General features: G+C 55.9%; 11 protein-coding genes. 6 read left to right on the forward strand and 5 right to left on the reverse strand.

What is annotated here, in order from left to right; genetic code table 11:
• Positions 1-85 precede the first annotated feature (85 nt).
• Complete coding sequence (locus K239x_RS11265; protein ID WP_145417971.1) at positions 86-4,633, reverse strand: VWA domain-containing protein; 4,548 nt, start codon at positions 4,631-4,633, stop codon at positions 86-88.
• Positions 4,634-5,636: 1,003 nt separating this feature from the next.
• Between K239x_RS11265 and K239x_RS11270 the strand changes: the two genes are divergently transcribed.
• Positions 5,637-6,473, forward strand: a complete 837-nt coding sequence (locus K239x_RS11270) for a PIG-L family deacetylase (RefSeq protein WP_473163582.1) — start codon at positions 5,637-5,639, stop codon at positions 6,471-6,473.
• A gap of 93 nt (positions 6,474-6,566) precedes the next feature.
• Here the strand turns inward: K239x_RS11270 and der are convergent, their stop codons facing one another.
• Complete coding sequence (gene der / locus K239x_RS11275) at positions 6,567-7,922, reverse strand: ribosome biogenesis GTPase Der (protein WP_145417973.1); 1,356 nt, start codon at positions 7,920-7,922, stop codon at positions 6,567-6,569.
• Between the two features lie 245 nt (positions 7,923-8,167).
• Here der and K239x_RS11280 point away from each other — a divergent pair, with 245 nt between their 5' ends.
• Both K239x_RS11280 and K239x_RS11285 read left to right on the forward strand, forming a co-directional pair.
• Complete coding sequence (locus tag K239x_RS11280; RefSeq protein WP_145417975.1) at positions 8,168-9,139, forward strand: uracil-DNA glycosylase; 972 nt, start codon at positions 8,168-8,170, stop codon at positions 9,137-9,139.
• A gap of 412 nt (positions 9,140-9,551) precedes the next feature.
• Entirely contained in the window at positions 9,552-11,201 is a 1,650-nt protein-coding gene (locus tag K239x_RS11285; RefSeq protein WP_145417977.1) for a Mur ligase family protein, read from the forward strand.
• Positions 11,202-11,424: 223 nt separating this feature from the next.
• Here K239x_RS11285 and K239x_RS11290 read toward each other — a convergent pair whose 3' ends face one another.
• Complete coding sequence (locus K239x_RS11290) at positions 11,425-13,644, reverse strand: serine/threonine protein kinase (protein WP_145417979.1); 2,220 nt, start codon at positions 13,642-13,644, stop codon at positions 11,425-11,427.
• Positions 13,645-13,930: 286 nt separating this feature from the next.
• Between K239x_RS11290 and K239x_RS11295 the strand changes: the two genes are divergently transcribed.
• Both K239x_RS11295 and K239x_RS11300 read left to right on the forward strand, forming a co-directional pair.
• Positions 13,931-15,088 carry an amidohydrolase family protein gene (locus tag K239x_RS11295; RefSeq protein WP_419190079.1) on the forward strand — a complete coding sequence of 386 codons (1,158 nt, stop codon included), beginning with the start codon at positions 13,931-13,933 and terminating at the stop codon, positions 15,086-15,088.
• Positions 15,081-16,121: an SAM-dependent methyltransferase gene (locus K239x_RS11300; RefSeq protein ID WP_145417981.1), complete on the forward strand. Its 1,041-nt coding sequence runs from the start codon at positions 15,081-15,083 to the stop codon at positions 16,119-16,121. The genes K239x_RS11295 and K239x_RS11300 overlap by 8 nt, the downstream gene beginning before the upstream one ends.
• Before the next feature lie 49 nt (positions 16,122-16,170).
• Here the strand turns inward: K239x_RS11300 and ypfJ are convergent, their stop codons facing one another.
• Entirely contained in the window at positions 16,171-17,034 is an 864-nt protein-coding gene (gene ypfJ, locus K239x_RS11305) for a KPN_02809 family neutral zinc metallopeptidase (RefSeq protein ID WP_145417983.1), read from the reverse strand.
• Between the two features lie 309 nt (positions 17,035-17,343).
• On the opposite strand from ypfJ, the gene K239x_RS11310 reads away from it, so the two are divergent.
• Positions 17,344-18,213, forward strand: coding sequence for a YdcF family protein (locus tag K239x_RS11310; RefSeq protein WP_145417985.1), 870 nt, complete (start codon positions 17,344-17,346; stop codon positions 18,211-18,213).
• Here K239x_RS11310 and K239x_RS11315 read toward each other — a convergent pair.
• Positions 18,202-18,447, reverse strand: a complete 246-nt coding sequence (locus K239x_RS11315; protein WP_145417987.1) for a hypothetical protein — start codon at positions 18,445-18,447, stop codon at positions 18,202-18,204. The genes K239x_RS11310 and K239x_RS11315 overlap by 12 nt on opposite strands.
• Between the last annotated feature and the right edge of the window lie 5 nt (positions 18,448-18,452).

The following is an 18,452-nucleotide window of genomic DNA, read 5'->3' on the forward strand; positions in this document are numbered from 1 at the left end:
TGCAGTATGAATAACGGAAAAAACTCATAAATCTCAAGCCGAAGCGATCGGGCGTCTCGTGTCAGTCAGGATCCCAGTGAACTCGCTAGTTGCCAATGCCTGCTCCACCTGCAGCGCCGCCCGCAGCACCGCCACCTGCAGCAGCTGCGCCACCGCCAGCTGCGCCACCCGTACCGTCGACGAAGTTAAATGTCGTCACATCGCCGACTTGGGAGAAGAACGGAGCGGGCGAGATCCGTACGTAACGACGGTCGGCCGAAATGATCGCCAAACCTGTCACGGACGCACCTTCTGGAAGCTGCGTGATTTGAGGTTGGAAACCTACCGCACCGCGGCGTTGGAACCCACCTACACCGAGTAGTCCGCCAGGAACAGCGCCGGTTCCGCCAGTCAAGTTTTGGACGTCTCGGTAAAGTTCTTGCAACACTTCGGCTTGGTTGGGCCGATCAAAACCACCAAAGTTGCCGCCGATCCCGCCAGCGACTTGACCCAGCAGGTCTTCGCGAACATTGGCTTGCACGTCTCGCAAGTGATCCAGTTGAGCGTGTGCGATCTCTTGTTTTCGCTGACCATCTTTCACTTCGAAAACCAGCAGTGCGTCGCGTTCGGTCAACGGAACTTGTTTTTGAATGAAACGCTCAGTTGGACGCCCCAGGTCAGTCAGGATTTCGACGGTCGCTTTACCGGTCGAGACATTGCCCCAGACGCGGCGTAGCAAAAGCCGGTAAGTCCCGGTGAAGCCTTTAGGGCAGATGTACGTTTCCGAAACGGCACCGGTTTCATCTTCGCCGCTTCCCGGGAAAGAGTCACCCAGCAGAGTTCCGCCGCTTTCGGTCAATGCATTTTCGAGCGAACAAACTGTACCCGAAGGTTCTTCGACTGCAACATCAATGTCGGCATCTCCTGCCCAACGAACTCGGATGATCACGTCGTGAGACGCGGCCAATTTCAATTCGCGATTGAATTTGTCGGCATCTTCTTTGCGACCGTCTTCGATCAGTTGTTGATACGTGGCTCGTGCGACCAGTTTTGCTTGGTCGACAATGACCTGGTACTTTTTTGGCCAAGCTTGTGATAGGACGCCTTTGCAGGCCCAGGTCAATCCATCAACGTCGTCGATTTCTTGTGCGATGCGAAGCCCCATCACGTACGGCTCGCGACGATAAGGTTCCATGTCGGCAACGTTGCGACACAAACGCAGGGCAGCGGCATAGGATTTTAAGTCTTCCAGGCGTGCCGCAACGTGCAGCACTTCTTCGGGCGTTTCGGCAAAGTCGACTGCCGACAGCAAAGCTCGTTCGACGTCCACTTTAGGAGCGTCGGTGGCGGACAATGCGATCGCGTAGGCTTGATACATCCAAGGCTGAACGTGGCCAGCTCGAATCGCGGCTGCGACAACATCGCGTGCGTCAGCAAAGTGCGCGACGGATTCTCCCGTGTTGCCAGCTTCTTGAGCATTAGCGGCTTTGATCGAAAATTCGCGAACCGTCGTTCGGACTCGCTGATCCAAAATCGTCAGCTCTTCGGCGGACGTGATTTTTTCATTCGCAAAGAACTCATTCCAAGCTTCTGATTTGCTTTGTCCAGCAGTTGGCTTGATGCGAATCGCTGCCACGTTGACGGCGGCTCGCATTGTCTTTGCCTTCTTGGGGCTTGCTGCACTAGTGGCAGTTGCGGAGTTTTGCTTTGCACGGGGCTTGTTGCGTAGCGAAATGTCGTCTGGCACAGCAAACGCTCCGCCGCCGCCCATGCCGCCGCCACCCATGCCGCCACCGCCCATGCCGCCGCCACCCATGCCGCCGCCGCCTCCACCCATGCCGCCGCCGCCCATGCCGCCGCCACCTCCGCCGCCGCCAAGCTGCAGGATGGGAACAACGAGGTCACCAACGGGATAGACTTTGTTAATCAAGTTGGCTTCGGCCGCTTCGGCAGTCGTGATCTGCATGACTTCGTCTTTGATCATGTAAGTCAAATCCAACTCACGCAGCATCAATCGCATGAACGATCGTAGCGAAACGTTCTTCAAGTCGACGTTGACGGGGGTGTCCGGGGTCAAGCCGATTTCTTCCAACGCCTTGCGGTCCACAACGATGGGGATGTCATGCATCCGGCTGATGGACGCGACAGCTTCTTCGAGTGGAGTTTCGACAAATGTCTGTGACGTTTCGTCACCCAGCGAAGCTTGAATGCGTCGTTCGGTTGCATTGTCACCGACCAGTTCGATCGAACCATATTCACGCAAACGACGACGGCTCAAACGTTGCCAAACATCAGCGTCGGGATAGTGGACAGGTGGCTCGTCGACAAACGGAATGTTCGCCTTCATCACCAACGAGAACGCGTCAACAAAGTTTCGTTCACGCATTTCGCGGTAGCGTCGATCGCGTGCATAGGTCTGCAATGACAGCGGGAAGTCCGTGAAGTGACGGCCTGCTACCGAGTCATTTGTGATCGTGTCACCGGCGATGCGTGCCAATTCCAAGGAAACTTGACCATCAGCTTCCGTGTAGCGACCTTCAGCGATCAAGGCATTCATCTGTTGCGACAAAGTCTTTAGCGTTGCTTCGCGACGGAATGTATCTGCCAGCAGACGGCTCGCAGCTTGCGATCCCGAGATTTGCTGTTGAAGATTGAATTGTTCTTCTTGGTATTCCGCTTCGCGACGGCCAGCAATCTGAATTGCGGTTCTCAACTGTGACTGCATCTCTTCGCGAAGTTGTGGATCGATATCGGGAGTCGTTTCGATCCGTGACAAAAGGGCTTTTAGTTTCTGGCCGACTCCGACTGGATTGGAGCCAAGCATTCGTTGTGCCCAGCGAATCTGCTGACGAACTTCACCGCGAAGTCGGCCTTCGACCAACGATCGCTGCTGAACGACGCGGTCCAATAGATCGCCTCCGCGTTCCAGGATTTCGTCGTCTCCAACAAGTGGTGTGACGGGCATCATGGATGGGGCAGGTGCAACTGGAGGGGCGGTGTTGAGTGGTGCCGCCGGAAAGTCCGCTTGAGGAGCAGCTGGCGGAGCACTGTCAAACACGTCCGGTGTGACAGGGGCTGTTGCGGGTGGAAAACCAGTCGCAGCAGCGTCGTCCATGCCAGCAGCATCATTTGCTGGGGCGCCAAAGACATCGTCGTTGGCAGCCGGAGCCGAAGGAGCCATCGCGTCGCCACCACCGCCGAATACATCATCAGCAGCGGGAGCAGGTGTTGCGTCGCCGGGGCCGCCGAAAGGACCGCCGCCCGCAGCTGGAGCGGGATCGGCTGCGGCACCACCGAATGGATCGGCACCGCCAGCGTCCATTGCCCCGCCAGCGTCGGCCGCAGGAGCGGATGCGCCGCCAAAGATATCGTCGAATGGCGAATCAGCAGGGTTCTGCATTACCAGACGATTGCCGCTGATCTTTTCCAGCGACTGAGCTTCGGGGTTGTTCGGATCGGCTTCCAAGGCCAATTGAGCAACGGCTCGGGCGCCTCGTTTGTTTCCTTCTTGCAGAGCCAATCGTCCGGCGCGGACCAAGTCTTCCGAAGCGACAGCACGCAGTCGGGCTGTTTCGCGAAGCAAGGTTGAGTTGGCAGTTGCCAAAGTCAAGCCGCGATTCTTGCTGGCGTCTTTGATCAGACCTGGCAGGAACGCAAAGTCCATGTGGCTAGGTTCAATGTTGGCATCGGCGACGATGCGAATTTTTGAAGAAGTCGTCTCGCCTGACAGGATGAACTGCCCGCTACGTTGTTTGGCATCGGCTGTTCCCAGCACGATCGAATCGCGATCCAAACGCAACGGTGGCATTTGTGATCCGTGAACCGTCGTCATTCCTGGCAGCAGTTTTGCACCGGTTAGCCAGATTGGTGACATCGTCGATGAAGTACCGACGCTTCGCGCGACCGCAGCGGCCGAACTATCGTCATCGTTTCCGACAACACCCAAAACGCCGCCAGTTTGGTTGGCCAAGATTGCCATCAGTTCGATGTTCGTCGATGGCCCAACCGCGATGCTGTGAACTGCAATGCGGTCGGATCGCAACGCTTCGACCAATCCACCAAAGCGGTCTTCGTTGCTAGTCGAATCGATCGACGAACCGTCGCCGATGTAGATGATCGAACGAGTGTGGTCTTCGCTCTGCGACACCAGAGCGGCTCGAACCGAATCGATCACCGTGACCATGTTTGTATTGCCCAGTGGCAACCGTTGTTTCAGCTGATTGATGGCCGCGTTGGTCAAATCACTCTTCGCTGAATCAAACGAATTGCCCAGAGGTGTGGCTTGAACATCCGCCGCAAAAACGCGAACACGATCTGTCGAACGCAGTCGATCCAGCACGCCTCGAATGGCGGCGACCGATTCGCGGCGATAATCACCGACTTGGCTGGCAGACGTATCCACCACGATCACGACATCTGCTGGCGCTTTGCGAGCCGCGTTCAGCAACGAATCATCCGCCGAAGGCTGAATCGATGACGCAAAGAACACGTCGCCCGAAGGCGTCTGGTAGCTGGCAATGCGAACATTGGCACCATCGCTTTGTCCGCTGTCAGCCGCAGGGGCAAACGAGCTGGAGAAAACCGCAATAGCACAGCAGGCAACAAGTTGCTTGCCGCGGCGCTGGATGAGAGAGAAAGTTGCGACTGGTCGCATTGGTGGATCTCCGCGTAGTTTGAAAACAAGATGTCGCTTGTTTTCGTGGATGTGCCTGAATCGACCAAGGCGAGAAGTTCGCTTTGACCAATCAAACTGCCAAACGGGTTTCCTGGGCAAACCATCGGTTCGCGGGGTTATTCAATAACGCCACGTTCTTGTCAGTTGCTCAAGAAGTTCGCTCGACAGCCATCAGGTGTGGTGGATGGGTGTCAGAAAAGCTCTTCGAAAAGAATCTCTACTCTACCGAGTCTATTTCCGCTCGAATCGCCTCGCTACGAAAAAAACCGTCTTTTGCGGCTCAAAACGACCTGGGCTTCAGATCGTGACTGATTTGATGTGTTGCAAAATGCGTCAGGTGGTGCATTCCACAACAACTGGCCACCGCAATAGGCCCGTTCCCCTCGTAGATCGACTTCTAATCGCTAGTTTCGTGCCAAAGCGGTGTCGAACGTGAGGACAATTCCGGGGGTGCGGATTGGGCAAAGTTAGGCATCGTGGTTGGAATCGTCAGCTCGATTGTCAACGGTCTGCAGCTGCCACCAGCCAAAAGCATCGCTTCGGGCTGTCAATCCGAAGCCGAAGCGTCCAAATCGAGCCAGAGCCGACGCTTCGAATCAGAGGGGCGTCGGTTCAGAGAAGAGCCGGTCCCGGAAAATCGAAATCGCAGCGTCGAAACTTTTTCGCTCTGCTCGTGTCAGCCTCGGACCCGTCGCGAGTGCCAGCGAACACGACTGCATGCCACGCAATGGTAGCAATTGCTGGTGCTGGTTAGGATTTCGGCGTAGGAAAATCGGCGCACGAAAAAAGGCGAAGCCGATCCCGAAAGACCGACTCCGCCTCGCACGGGGGGACGCTTAATATCTGGTGGTGAACCCGTGCTTGGCTCAGCGTTCCCCTCACACAACTAAAGCTAGTTCGACTATCGCCCCGCGCCCCAAATCCCCTGGCTTTTGAACGCAATTCGTGAACATCGATTCATAAAACGTACGGGTTATGCCGATTGTCCGAATTGATCACGCTTTGTGAGCCTGTTTGGCATCTCCTGGTGTTCACGCAGACGTCCAAACCACTCTCTCTTTACGACAACCAAACGTCTTCTCCCATGCAAAGTGAACGACTTGACGTCATCGCCGTTGGTGCTCATCCCGACGATGTCGAAATCGCTTGCGGCGGCACGCTGGCGAAACTGGTTCGCCAAGGTCACCGTGTCGGAATCGTTGACATGACCGACGGCGAACCCACCCCCAACTCACCCGGACCCGAAACTCGACTTGCCGAAGCAGATGCGGCCAGCGAGGCTCTTGGGGTTCACAAACGTATCCAGCTGAACCTTCCCAATCGCCGATTGTTTGACGGGTTCGATCACCGCGTTGCGTTGGCCAAAGTTTTCCGGCGTTACCGACCGCAATTGGTAATCGGGTTTGGCGACAAGACTCCGACCGCATCGCCTGATCACTACCAAGCGATGCTGATCACGGACGCGGCCGTTTTTTACAGTCGGTTGTCCAAATGGGATGAACAGTTCGACCACTTGCCCGTCTACACGGTTCCGCGGCAGCTGTATTTTCGACTGGCGGTCGAACCCAATCTGATTCCCGCCAACGCTTACCACACCATCGTCGACATCAGCGACACGCTAGAAACCAAGTTGCAATCGATCGCGTGTTACAAAACGCAGTTCGAACATAAACCGGCGATCATGGAGCGAGTCCGCGCGTCGGCAGTGGTTACCGGAGCGCTGGCAGCAGTCGCAGCGGGAGAATCCTTCGCTGCGGCACGCCCCTTTGCTGTCGATGACCTGCTCAAAACGGTCCTGTCGGAAAGGCCGTCGACTTGAAGAATCCAGGCGAAAGATCGCCCTGAAAAATCGGCTGCGTGAAAGATCAGTCGGGATCGATCCACCACAGATGCGGCTCGGTAGCAGAGAGTGCTACCGTTTGGCTTCGCTGGCACCCTCTACTGTCTCTGCATCGTTCTTGGACTTCTTTTGCAGATATAGCTTGATGGGAACTTCGCCAAAGCTCAGGTGATCGCGCATCACGCCCAGCAAGTAACGCTGGTAGTCGTTGGCAAACGATTTTGGCTCGCGGCACATCACGACGATCGTTGGCGGTTCGGTGGCGACTTGGGTGGCATAGAAAATCTTGGGCCGACGGTTTTGATACATCGGTGGCTGATGCGCTTGAACCGCCGCAGAGATCAATTTGTTGAGCGGTGCAGTTTGCACACGGTCACGAGCTTGTTTGAACAGCATCGATGCGTGATTCAACAGTGCTTTGACATTCTTGCCTGTCTCGCCAGTGGTAAACGCGATGGGGGCATACGCCAGCGTCGGAAAATTGCTTCGCAGATACTTGACCCAGCGATCCGTCGGCACCGTCCCGTGCAGCTTGTCCCATTTGTTGACGACAAAGATGACGGGTTTGTAGTTTTCCATCACGTAGCCCAGCAGTTGTTTGTCAACTTTGCTGATCGTTTCGGACGCATCAAAGAACATCAGCACAACATCGGCGCGGCGGATGCTGCGCTGAGCCCTGTGCAAGCCGTAGAACTCGATGTCCGTCCGTTGGCTTTTGCGTTTACGAAGCCCTGGCGTGTCCATCGCGATAAAAGTCTGGCCGTCCATTTCAAAACGAACGTCGACGCTATCACGCGTCGTTCCCGGCACTTCGCTGACGATCATTCGGTCCGCTTCGGACAGCGTATTGACGAACGTGCTCTTGCCGACATTGCGCCGACCCACGATCGCCAATTTCATTTCGGGCTCTGAGACGTCTTCTTCGCTTTTGTCTGGTAGTCGTTCGACAATCAATCGCAGCAGATCTTCGCGGTTGCGATTCTGAGTTGTGCTGACGGTCTGCAGGTGACCGCGACCCATCCGATGAAATTCGTCGGCGTGAATGTCTTGGTGATCTTGGTCCGCCTTGTTGGCAACCAGAATCACGGGCCGTTCGACTCCACGCAAACGTTCGGCAACCAATTCGTCCAGTGGCATCAGCCCGGTTTGGACATCGACGACCAACAAAATCACGTCGGCGCAGTTAATGGCCATTTCGATTTGTCGCTGCACGTCGGCTGTCAAATCGTCAGGGTCTTCGATTCCCATGCCGCCGGTGTCGATTAATTCAAAGAACCGTTCTTCAAATTCGATCATCGTCGTCATGCGATCGCGGGTCACGCCTTCAAAGTTGTCGACGATGGCAAGCCGTCGCCGTGCAATCCAATTGAACAGGCTACTTTTGCCAACATTAGGACGGCCAACAATGGCGACTTGGGGAACAGACATCAGACAGGACTCATTAAAGCTGAGCGATTCACGGCCGGCAAATTTGACTGCCGACACGGATCAAACCCGACGCATCGTAGAATGCGAATCGGAAAAGAAGGTAATCGCACAATCCTAAGCTCTCTTACCAAGGCAAAATAGGGACCACTTCGCAGTTTCCCCCCGAAAACGTCAACTTCCGCTGGATCCGCTCTGGCTCCAGCAGCACTACCCAGCCCAATATCCCAGCGGATATCATCTGGGCTATGAACCCGAATGACTCCGATCCGATCAAGCTCCATCCCGACGTGATCCTTGCGCAGTCGGCTGCCCTGGCTCGCCACCTGCAAGCAAGCGGGGTGGCTTTCTTGCCCCAAGCCGACGTTAACGTTGCGAAAGAGATGCAGCAGCACTTCGCTACGCCTGCAGCCGCGTCCGTCGAAGCCGACGCGATAGCACCGGTTCGGCCCTCAGCGCCGTCGCAATTGCCTGCCCAGCCAGCAAACCAACAAACCACGCAGCAACCCGCCCAGTCACCACCCACACAGTCACCACCCACACAGTCACCACCCGCCATCAAGACCGGGGCGTCCCCACCGAATCGTTCCGCATCGCCCCCCATCGTTGCGGACACCATCGAAGCCAATTATGACGGCCCGTCGCTTGGCGAAACCGACCGCATGGCCAAATTGAACGTACTGTCGGAGTCCGTTGCCGCGTGTACGAAGTGTGAGCAGTTGGCCCAGTGTCGTACGAAAACCGTTTTTGGCGAAGGCAGCGCGACGCCGCGATTTGCGTTTTTTGGCGAAGGGCCTGGCGCTGACGAGGATCGCACGGGGCGACCGTTTGTCGGCAAAGCGGGGCAGCTGCTGACCAAGATGATCGAAGCCTGCACGTTGCGCCGCGAGGACGTTTACATATTCAATACCGTCAAATGTCGCCCGCCGGGCAATCGAAATCCCGATCCCAGCGAGCTGACCAATTGTCGCGAGTACTTTGAAGCACAGTTGGCAATCTTGCGGCCCGAGTACATCGTTTGCATGGGCGCGATCAGTAGTCAGACGCTCTTGAACAGCAAACTTTCAGTGGGACGTCTGCGAGGCAAGTTCCATCGTTACTTTGACAGCAAAGTCCTGGTGACCTATCACCCGGCTTACTTGCTGCGAAATCCCGATGCGAAAAAAGCCGCTTGGCAGGATCTGCAGCTAATGCTTCGCGACTCGGGGATCAAAACGTAACGAGGGATCGAAACGTAACGAGAAATTCAGGCGTAACGAGGGCTCAAGACCCAAAGTGCCCAGCAACTCGGTTCGCCATTCTTCGCGGGCTTTTGAATCGGGTAATGACGGTTCGCCATCGGACACTCTTTTAACTGTTTGCTGACTACTTGCACAAATCGGTCGACAAAAGGCAAACTATTTCGATCCCGTTGCGATGACGCTTCTCCCGTCAATCGCCGCGTCAAATCAGCTCGGCGAAATGCCATCATTTAGCCCTGTGCTGCGAGCCAATCGCGGTGGTAACTTTTTCCTCTTGACCATTTCTTTTCGATGGGAACAATCTCCGCACGGTCGAGCGAGGAAGCACGACCAGCAGTGAATGAATCACTGTAAATCAATTCAATGAGTGTTAGGCAGGGAGGCCCAACCAATGCGTCACGCAATCGCCGCGTCAAAATTTGTTGCTTCAAAAACAGCCGCTTCGAAGCAAGCACCGTCGCTTCCAAACGCTTTGGATGCAGACTCACTGGCAGCCGACGCTCAATGGCTGAAATGTGCTCCGCCTCAGCTAGATCTTGCCACCGCTCAATCGTTGCAAGAAATCCTACCGAGCGCCGAATTCTTCTCTGGCAGCGATGTCAAATTTTCATCGATCGCCAGTGACGTCAATTCCGCTGAAGCCGGCCAACTGGTGGTGTACCGCATCGGCCAAGACGACCCAATGAAGTTGTTGTCCACCGCGATGGCTCGTGGAGCTGCTGGAATTTTGACCGAGCAAGTCCTGCCCTGTCCGTTACCGCAGTGCATCGTCAGTGACACCGAGCAAGCGATTGATCAAATCACGTCTGGTCTGCTTGGCAATCCGGATCAAAAACTACTGACAATCGGCGTCATCGGATCAGCTGGCAAAACAACCACGTCTCTGTTGATCTCCAGTCTGTTGCGATCAAACGGATCACGAACCGCCTACCAAACCGACTTGGGCGACTGTGACGGAATCGTTCAGTCGACTCCCGCGGCGAGCAACGTCGGCGGTTCGCACCTTATTCAGTGGTTGGCCGATGCCGTTGACGGTCAATGCCAGACAGCCGTGGTCGAATTGAATGATGATGCAGCGCGACTGGGCAAATACGACGCAACGCAGTTTGATGTGCTAGTGATTACTGGCACCGCATCGGTCGCTAGCGATTTTGGCCCCTCAGCGCTGCAGTGCATGCTTGAGCGTCTTAAGCCCGCTGGTGTTGTCATCGCACCAGCCGACGACACGAAAGCTTTGCAAGTTCTTCGTGATTCCAACTGCCGCGTCACTACGTACGCAATGCAGAAGCCGGCTGATTTGACAGCCAGCATTTTTGAACAGTCAGGTGGCATGACCACATTGATGATCACTCAAGGTGACACCAGCGCACTGTTGGAAACCGCCCTGTGTGGTGCGGCGAATGCAAAGAATCATTTGGCCGCCGCAGCTGTCGGGATTTTGCTTGACCAACCTCTCCAGCAAATCGTTCAGTCACTCTCCGCGTTGCGAGCCGTTCCTGGTCGAGGTCAGCGGTTCTGCGACATTCAGCACGCCACCGCAATCGTCGATGTGGCTGGAACACCCCAGCGTGCTTCGACGTCATTGCAAACCGCTCGCAGCATGCGAGCCGGTGGACAACTGTGGTGCGTTTTGGCGATCGACGAAAACGACACGCCAGAAACTCTCGCCCACTACGGACAGTTGCTGGAGCGATACGCAGGCAAGTGCATTGTCACGTCGAATCAATCATCCAAAAGCAGCTTTTTGGCAGCGAGCCATCATCTGCTAGATGGTGTCGAGCACTGTGCAGCAATGCGATTGGTCGCTGCTCCCAAGCGGGCGATCCAGTGGGCGATCAACGAAGCGGCTCCACGCGACACGATTCTTGTCCTGGGAGGTGTGGATACATCAACCGCTCACCAACAACGCACCGAGATTCAGCAGATCAAAAACTGGATCGAACAAGAGCGTCAGTCAAAGGAAGAGCGTTGGACAGCGGATGGCACGGATGCATCGGAAAACAATCCGAACATCATTCCGATCAACAGTTTCAAAAAGTAAGCCGGCTTCGGCTTGGCTTGGCTTGGCTTGTCGCCTGCGGGCAGGCGAGCCGAATGTTGCCGAACGTTTGCACCGGTTGGGTGACGTAGGCCTGCTCGAATGGGCAGGGAGCATTCTCGCGGCTGACCGTTCAACGACTAAGTCGCAAGCAAGTCACCAAGCCGCTCTCGCAAAACGGGTGATTCTAAAATCGCAACCCTGCGAAACGCACGGTTCGCGCGAGCTATTCAGCGACGGCGGTTTCAGTGACATCCCTTCGGACGGTGTCGACGTTCGGTTTGGGCTGGTTGGTCGGGCGATCGCTGATGCGTCGGACAAAATACCAAAGCGTCAGCATCACAAGCAGAACCAACGCGACCGTTTCGGCTCCTTTCCAAAGCAGCTGCGAACGCATTTCACCCACCGGCGCAAAGACCTTCGCCAGTCGGAATTGGACCAGCACTAGCAAATCGGCTTGGCCGGCGTCTTCGTCTACAGCGTCATCGGAATCGTCCACTGGCAGGCTGACCGGCTGCATCGCGGCGATCCAGTTTTCGTCTTCATCATCCGGTGCGTCTTCAGTCAGCGGATCGATGTAGTCGACGCCTTCGCCTTTCTCCAGTTCGTCCATCAGCCACGACGGCACCATGTAGTTTTCGCCCCGCTTCTTGTGCTTGGCGTTTTCCATCATGGGATGCTGCAGCACTGTGCCTCGCGCTGGTCCATCACGGGCTTCCACCAACACGGCCAAGTGATTGTCGCCGACATCGCCTTGCAGCAATTGGAAATCACCCAGGTTGATCGTCACCACAAACACGGCGTCCGGTTTGGAATGGTCTTCGGTGAAATAAATCGGCGTGCTGATCGCCACTTTCCAAAGGTCCGTCGCCGAACTTGGGAACGCCGATGATAAGTGCGTTTTGGTTAGTGGTTGAACTTCTTTGATCGGCGTCGATCGATCCAAGTCGTCGCGGCCGGCGTGATAGTACGTCCGGTACGCATAGTTGCGACCTGCACTGTTTCGATCACGCGCGACGGGTGGGTCGTAGACAATGCTGATGATTGTTCCGTGAGCATCGGTGACGAACATCGTTGCCAAGCGAGGTTTGCGCGATCCGATGGGAGCGGATCGGTATTTTTTAAGCCTTGCTTGGAGGACGTTGTCTAACGCGATGCGCTCGGGGTGATCGAGCAGTCGTTCGCGCACGTCCTTGCGTTTGGCTTCGACATTGAGCGACGTGCCCGCCGAAATCAGGTCGCTGCGCAGCTTTGTCAGCGACCGATCTTCCAGCACTTTGTTGAGTTGTTCGCGAAAGTCCGTTCGGTTGGCTTCTTCACGCGTCAGTTGAAAGTACCGTGCGATTTCGTTTTCAAGGTTTCGTGCCGCGAACTTGGCTGCCAGCAGGTTACTGTCAAACGCATCATCGCGGAGAGCTTGTTTCATGCTGTCACTTGCGCCGTCGATGGTGCGAGCGGCGAACAGGCCCGACGCAGCCAATAGCAGGGCCGGGCCCAGGATGCCCAGCAGGATCAACGGACGCCGCGACCGCGCATGGTCACGGTTTTCCAGGTCCTGAAGAATCTCTTGGACGTTGGCGTACCGCTGCTTGGGATCGACCGCCAAGCAACGGCTAATGATCCTTGCCAGTGGTCGATCGACCCCGGTGCCTTTCAGGTGTCCTGATGGCGGAGGACTTTCGGCAATCGCTTCACGGTAGCGTTCCAGACGTTTGGGGAGGGAGCCGGCGGTGTCGATTTGGTCGACAACCGATTCTTTCTTGTAAGGAGGAAGTCCGGTGAGCATTCGGTACATGATCGCACCGACTGCGTAGACGTCCCAACTGGAATCAGGTGTCGATTTTAAGTCGGCTTGCTCCGGCGCCATGTAAAACAAGGTGCCCAGCGTCGGTGTTTGGTCGTGCGTCATCCGGCTCTGACCAAAGTCGGCCAGACGCGGCACATCGTCATCGCCCAGCAAAACGTTGGCTGGTTTCAGATCGCAATGCAGCACGCCTTTGCTGTGGCAGTGATTCAGGCCGACACAGATGGTGCGAAACATCTCGACGGCTTCGGCAACCGGAATTGCACCGCGGTCTTGCAGGAATTCTTCCAGCGAACCACCAGGAACAAGCTCCATCACGTAGTAGGGTGGGTCCGATTCCCAGCCGACTTCCAGGACTTGCACCACGTGGCGGTCGGCCGACATCTGAACCAAGTTCTTCACTTCGCGGCTCAGCAACGACCAATTGACGCCGCTACGGTGCAGGAAGAATTTGACAGCGACGCTGCGACCCGTATTCAGGTCTTGGCCCGTCCACACCTGCCCAAACGCCCCGGCACCCAGAAATTTCTGGAGCCGGTATCCTGGGACATCCGCAGGCGGAGTGGTAGCCTGGATCGATAGCTTCTTGCTGGTCGATTGCCCGTCGGCTGTTTGGTACTGCGTTAGATCCTCGTCGTTCACTAAAGCCGTGACCCGATTATTCTTAGTTGAAATGAGACTCTCAGAGAGTATGACAGCTTACCGCTGCGTACGGATGATTGTAACGGACTGCTTGGCATTGTCAGACCGGCGTTTTGTACACGGCCGAGTCACGGTCTTATTGTGCAGCTTATTTTTGTCTGTCGTTGCTGCTCCCCACCTATCGTTGGCTCAATCACCCGCCGCGCAGCCTAAGAAAGCCGCGCAGCCTAAGAAAGACGCCGCGACGGCCAAGAAGGAAACTGGTGGCGAGGCTGCGACACTCCAGTTGCCTGCTGATGGCAAAGACGGTCGCGAATTGCTGCTACGGAACTTTCGGCCTCAGAGCAAACTGAAAGTGGCCGAGACGCTTTTGCAGCACGCGAAGTATTCGGTCGTGGATGTTCACACGCATTTTCACTACCGATTGCGAGGAAACGAACAGGCGTTGGCTGATTTTGTCGCTGTCATGGATCGCAATCAGATCGCTGTGTGCGCCTCGCTGGACGGCAAACTGGGGACGCAGTTGACCGATCATTGCAAGTTTCTGCGGGCTAAGTACCAAGATCGATTCGTCATTTTTGCCAACGTCGATTGGGTGGGCGATGGTGATACTGACGATCCGTCCACTTGGGCATGTCATCGATCCGGCTTTGGTCAGCGAACTGCGGATCAGTTAAGTGAGGCAGTGAAGACGGATGGCATCAGCGGTCTAAAGGTATTTAAACGCTTTGGGCTGAAGTATCGCAATCCTGATGGCAGTTTGATCGAGATCGACGACGTCCGCTGGGACCCGATTTGGAAGCGTTGCGGCGAACTGGGGATTCCTGTGATCATTCACACGGCCGATCCGGCGGCGTTCTTTGATCCGATCGATGCCACTAACGAGCGATGGGAAGAACTGAGCCGGCATCCGGATTGGAGTTTCTACGGCGATGATTTTCCGAGCCGACAAGAGTTGCTGGCGGCGCGCAATCGCGTCATCGCAAAGCACTCGGGGACTCAATTCATTGGTGCGCATATTGCCAATAGTTCAGAAGACTTGTCATCGGTCAGCAAGTGGCTGGACACTTATCCCAATCTTTGGATCGAGCCTGCATCGCGCATCGCCGAACTGGGCCGCCAGCCGTTTACGTCGCGAGAGTTTTTGATCAAGTACGCCGACCGACTTTTGTTTGGCACGGACGGACCGCAACCCGAAACGCGGTTGCGATTGTATTGGCGGTTCTTTGAAACTCATGACCAAAGCTTCCCCTACAGCGAAAAGGTTCCTCCGCCGCAGGGGTTCTGGCAAATTCACGGTGTGAAATTGCCCGACGCGGTGCTGAAGAAACTGTACTACGAGAACGCAGCCCGACTCATTCCTGGCGTCGCCCAGCGTGTTGCGATCTTTGAAAAACAACGCAGACTAACATCACCCACCCAGCAGAGCGCCAACAATGAGTGAACCAACCTTTGCGATGCTCTGTTGTGCCCATGGCGCAGAGACGTCCGTCAAATCAGAAATGGCAGCCGCGGGTTGGCGCTTGGCGTTTTCGCGCCCGGGTTTTGTGACCGCCAAGCATGATGATCAAGTCGAATTGCCTAGCGGCATCTTTGTGCGGACCGCGGCAAGATCGATTGGACAAGTACGCAGCACCGATGGAGCCGAGCAGGTCAAGTCGTTGGTCCAATCGCTAAAGGAGAAAACGCCAAACCAGCCATACGATCAATTGCACGTCTGGCCCAAGGATCGGGCTCCGATTGGTCGATTTGGGTTCGAGCCCGGCGCGGATGAAGTCTCGACGGCAGTCGCCGGTGCGATCTATCAGGGGCTGGGCAAAGATTGGCTTCGCTGTGATGCTCCGAATCGTATCGCGCAGCCGGAAGAGCGAGTGTTAGATGTGGTGTTGGTCGAACCGTCGCACTGGTTCTTTGGCACTCACGTTGCCAACACTTGGCCGACTCGTTGGCCGGGAGCAGTCCAGCCAATCCAGACCAAAGAAGAGCCCGTTTCGCGTGCGTATTACAAAGCCGCCGAAGCCATTGCGTGGAGCGGTTTTGATATTCAGTCCGGCGATTTGGCGGTCGAAGTCGGCAGCGCCCCGGGCGGCGCTTGCGGGCGGTTGCTGGAAATGGGTTGCCGCGTCATAGGAATCGATCCAGCCGAAATGGATCCGCGAATCGATGAGCATCCCAATTTCCGCCACATTCGTGCCCGGGCGGGAGATCTGCCGCGGAAAGAGTACCGCGGGGCGAAGTGGTTGCTGGTTGATTCCAACGTCAAGCCAAATCAAACGTTGACCACGGTGTCGAACATCGTGACGCATTCACACAGCAGCATCCAGGGATTACTGCTGACGCTAAAGCTGGGCAGCTACGAAGCGGTCGAGCGAATGGATGCGTGGATTGCCCGAATCCAAAAGTGGAATCCTAAATCAATCCAGGTCCGACAGCTCGCAAGAAACAAATGCGAAGTGTGTTGCGCAGTTGAGTTCTAAGCGAGCGGTTTTCTGATGCCCAATGAACTGAGCTAATTCGCTGTGCTTATTACAGTTCGCTGTATCGCATCTTAAACGTGTCGCTCTGACTCAGGTCGCCGGTCTTCAGGCCTTTCATGAACCAATCCAGTCGCTGTTCGCTAGAACCGTGAGTAAACGATTCGGGGACAACGTAACCTTGGCTGCGTTTTTGTAGTCGGTCATCGCCGATCGCGGTTGCGGCCCGTAGTGCTTCTTCGACATCGCCGGGTTCGATGATGTTTTTGGTCCGCTGCGCGTGATGCAGCATGCAGCCAGCAAAGAAATCGGCCTGCAGTTCAAGACGCACCGACGCTTCGTTGGCGGCCTCTTTGCTCTGCGTCCGCCGCACTTTTTCGACTTGGTCGGTGTATCCCAATTGGTTCTGAACGTGATGCCCGACTTCATGAGCAATCACGTAGGCCTGAGCGAAATCGCCGGGGGCCCCCAGTTGGCCGGACAGTTGGCGAAAGAAGCTGGTGTCCAGATAAACTTTTTCGTCAGCGGGGCAGTAAAACGGACCGGACGCTGCGCTCGCAAAACCGCACGCCGATTGCACTTTTCCCGAAAACAGAACCATCGTCGGATTTTTGTATCGCTTGCCAGCTTTTGCAAACAGATCCGTCCAAACGTCTTCTGTGTCCGCGAACACGACTTTGGCAAAGTCTCCTCGTTCTTTTTCTTCGGGCGATAGTTCTGCTGCTGGCCCGCCTGCCTGAGCCGGTGCGGCCTGTTTTTGCTTGGCTTGCTGGAGGAATTTCTGTGGGTTCCCTCCCAGCAACGCGATCACCAATGCGATGATCATCAATCCCATTCCGCCACCAACGACGGCCGGACCACTGACCCCACGTCGATCTTCTACATTTTCGCTTTGTCGTCGTCCGCGCCAGCGCATTTCACAAACTCCCAATTGAATCGAATTTCGGCAACAACCGCCGAAGTTATTATTATGCTCACTACCGCGAAAGTGCCAGCGGGTGTCAGCTTGCGGGAGCAAAAAAGCAAGACGTTTATCCTGCCCGCGCTTCTCTTCAGCTGCCGCAGAAGCGACCGCTATTCCACATTTCAACTCGTCCGCCAACTCACATCACCTCAGCAGTCACCCCAACGCGACCGTCCACAAAAGCCCTCAGACACGCTTTTTGTTTTCGTTGTCCGTCGTTTCTAAGCTGGAAACGGCTGCTCAGGAGCCCAGGCTAGACCCATGCAGAATCTGACGGTTCCCATTATTCAGCGGCGAAGCATTGCGATCGGAATCTTTGCGACGGGCCTGGTCATGGTGGCGCTTTTGGCGGCAACCCTGTTTTTCGATGGGCCCGACCAAGCAGGTCGCGCCGCGGTAGAGTTGGTGATGCCGGTCGGAATGCTGTGGCTATTGCTGATCTGTTTAGCAACGACCTATTGGTTTGCCGGACGTCGCATCGGTGCCGCGGTGTTTGGCCTGACTTGGTTGTTCGTATCGCTGACTTTCAATGGCCAAGTAGCACAGAAAATCTTTGGCAGTGTCGAGCGTCCTCCGTCGGCCGAGCTTGCTGCCGATCAATATCCACTTCGCGCGGTCGTTACTTTGGGTGGTGCTGCGGGCACAAATACTTACGGAGTCGACGAAGTTTATCGCGACGGGGAGCGAGTGGTTTCTGCGGCGCAAATGTGGCACGCAGGTCAGACGAAGATCATCATTTGCACCGGAAGTTCTAGCGATCCCAAGCGAATTCAGCCGGGTAAAGTCGGCCGGCGACTGTTGTTGTCGCTGGGAGTGCCTGATTCGGCGATCGTGTTGGTGGATGGCGAAGATACTCGCAGCGAGATGCGGGAGGTGCGCAAATTATTGGACGCTGCACCTGCGGCATTGCAGCATTCCGGAAAGATGGGGCTGATCACCAGCGCCTTTCACATGGACCGCGCCCTCCGAATGGCCGACCTTGAATCTCTGGAGTTTGTTCCTTTGCCGGTCGCGTATCGCCAAGGGATGAGCGAAGGGTTTTCGCCCAAGAGTTTAGTTCCGACCGCGGAAGCGGGATTGGATTTTCGCCAGGCTGCCAAGGAGCATCTGGCAAGGTTGCTAGGAAAGTGACTGTCGTCGCGGAGCCCGCGGGTACTCTGCAATGCTAGCGGAAGTCGCTTGGTGATTTCGGATCGAATCGTCGGCTAACCGCCCTGTGCGAGCGGTTAAATGCTCGCCAAAGCTTTGCATTGCCCGCACCCTTTGCAACTTATCAAACCGGACTTGCCAGCGAACCGGAAGGCTCGTACTCTCGCCGCGATCTAGATACAAATCGACTGATTCCAGACCCAGTAACGAAGCCATGGAAG

It is taken from the genome of Stieleria marina (assembly GCA_007741555.1).
Taxonomy (GTDB): domain Bacteria; phylum Planctomycetota; class Planctomycetia; order Pirellulales; family Pirellulaceae; genus K23-9.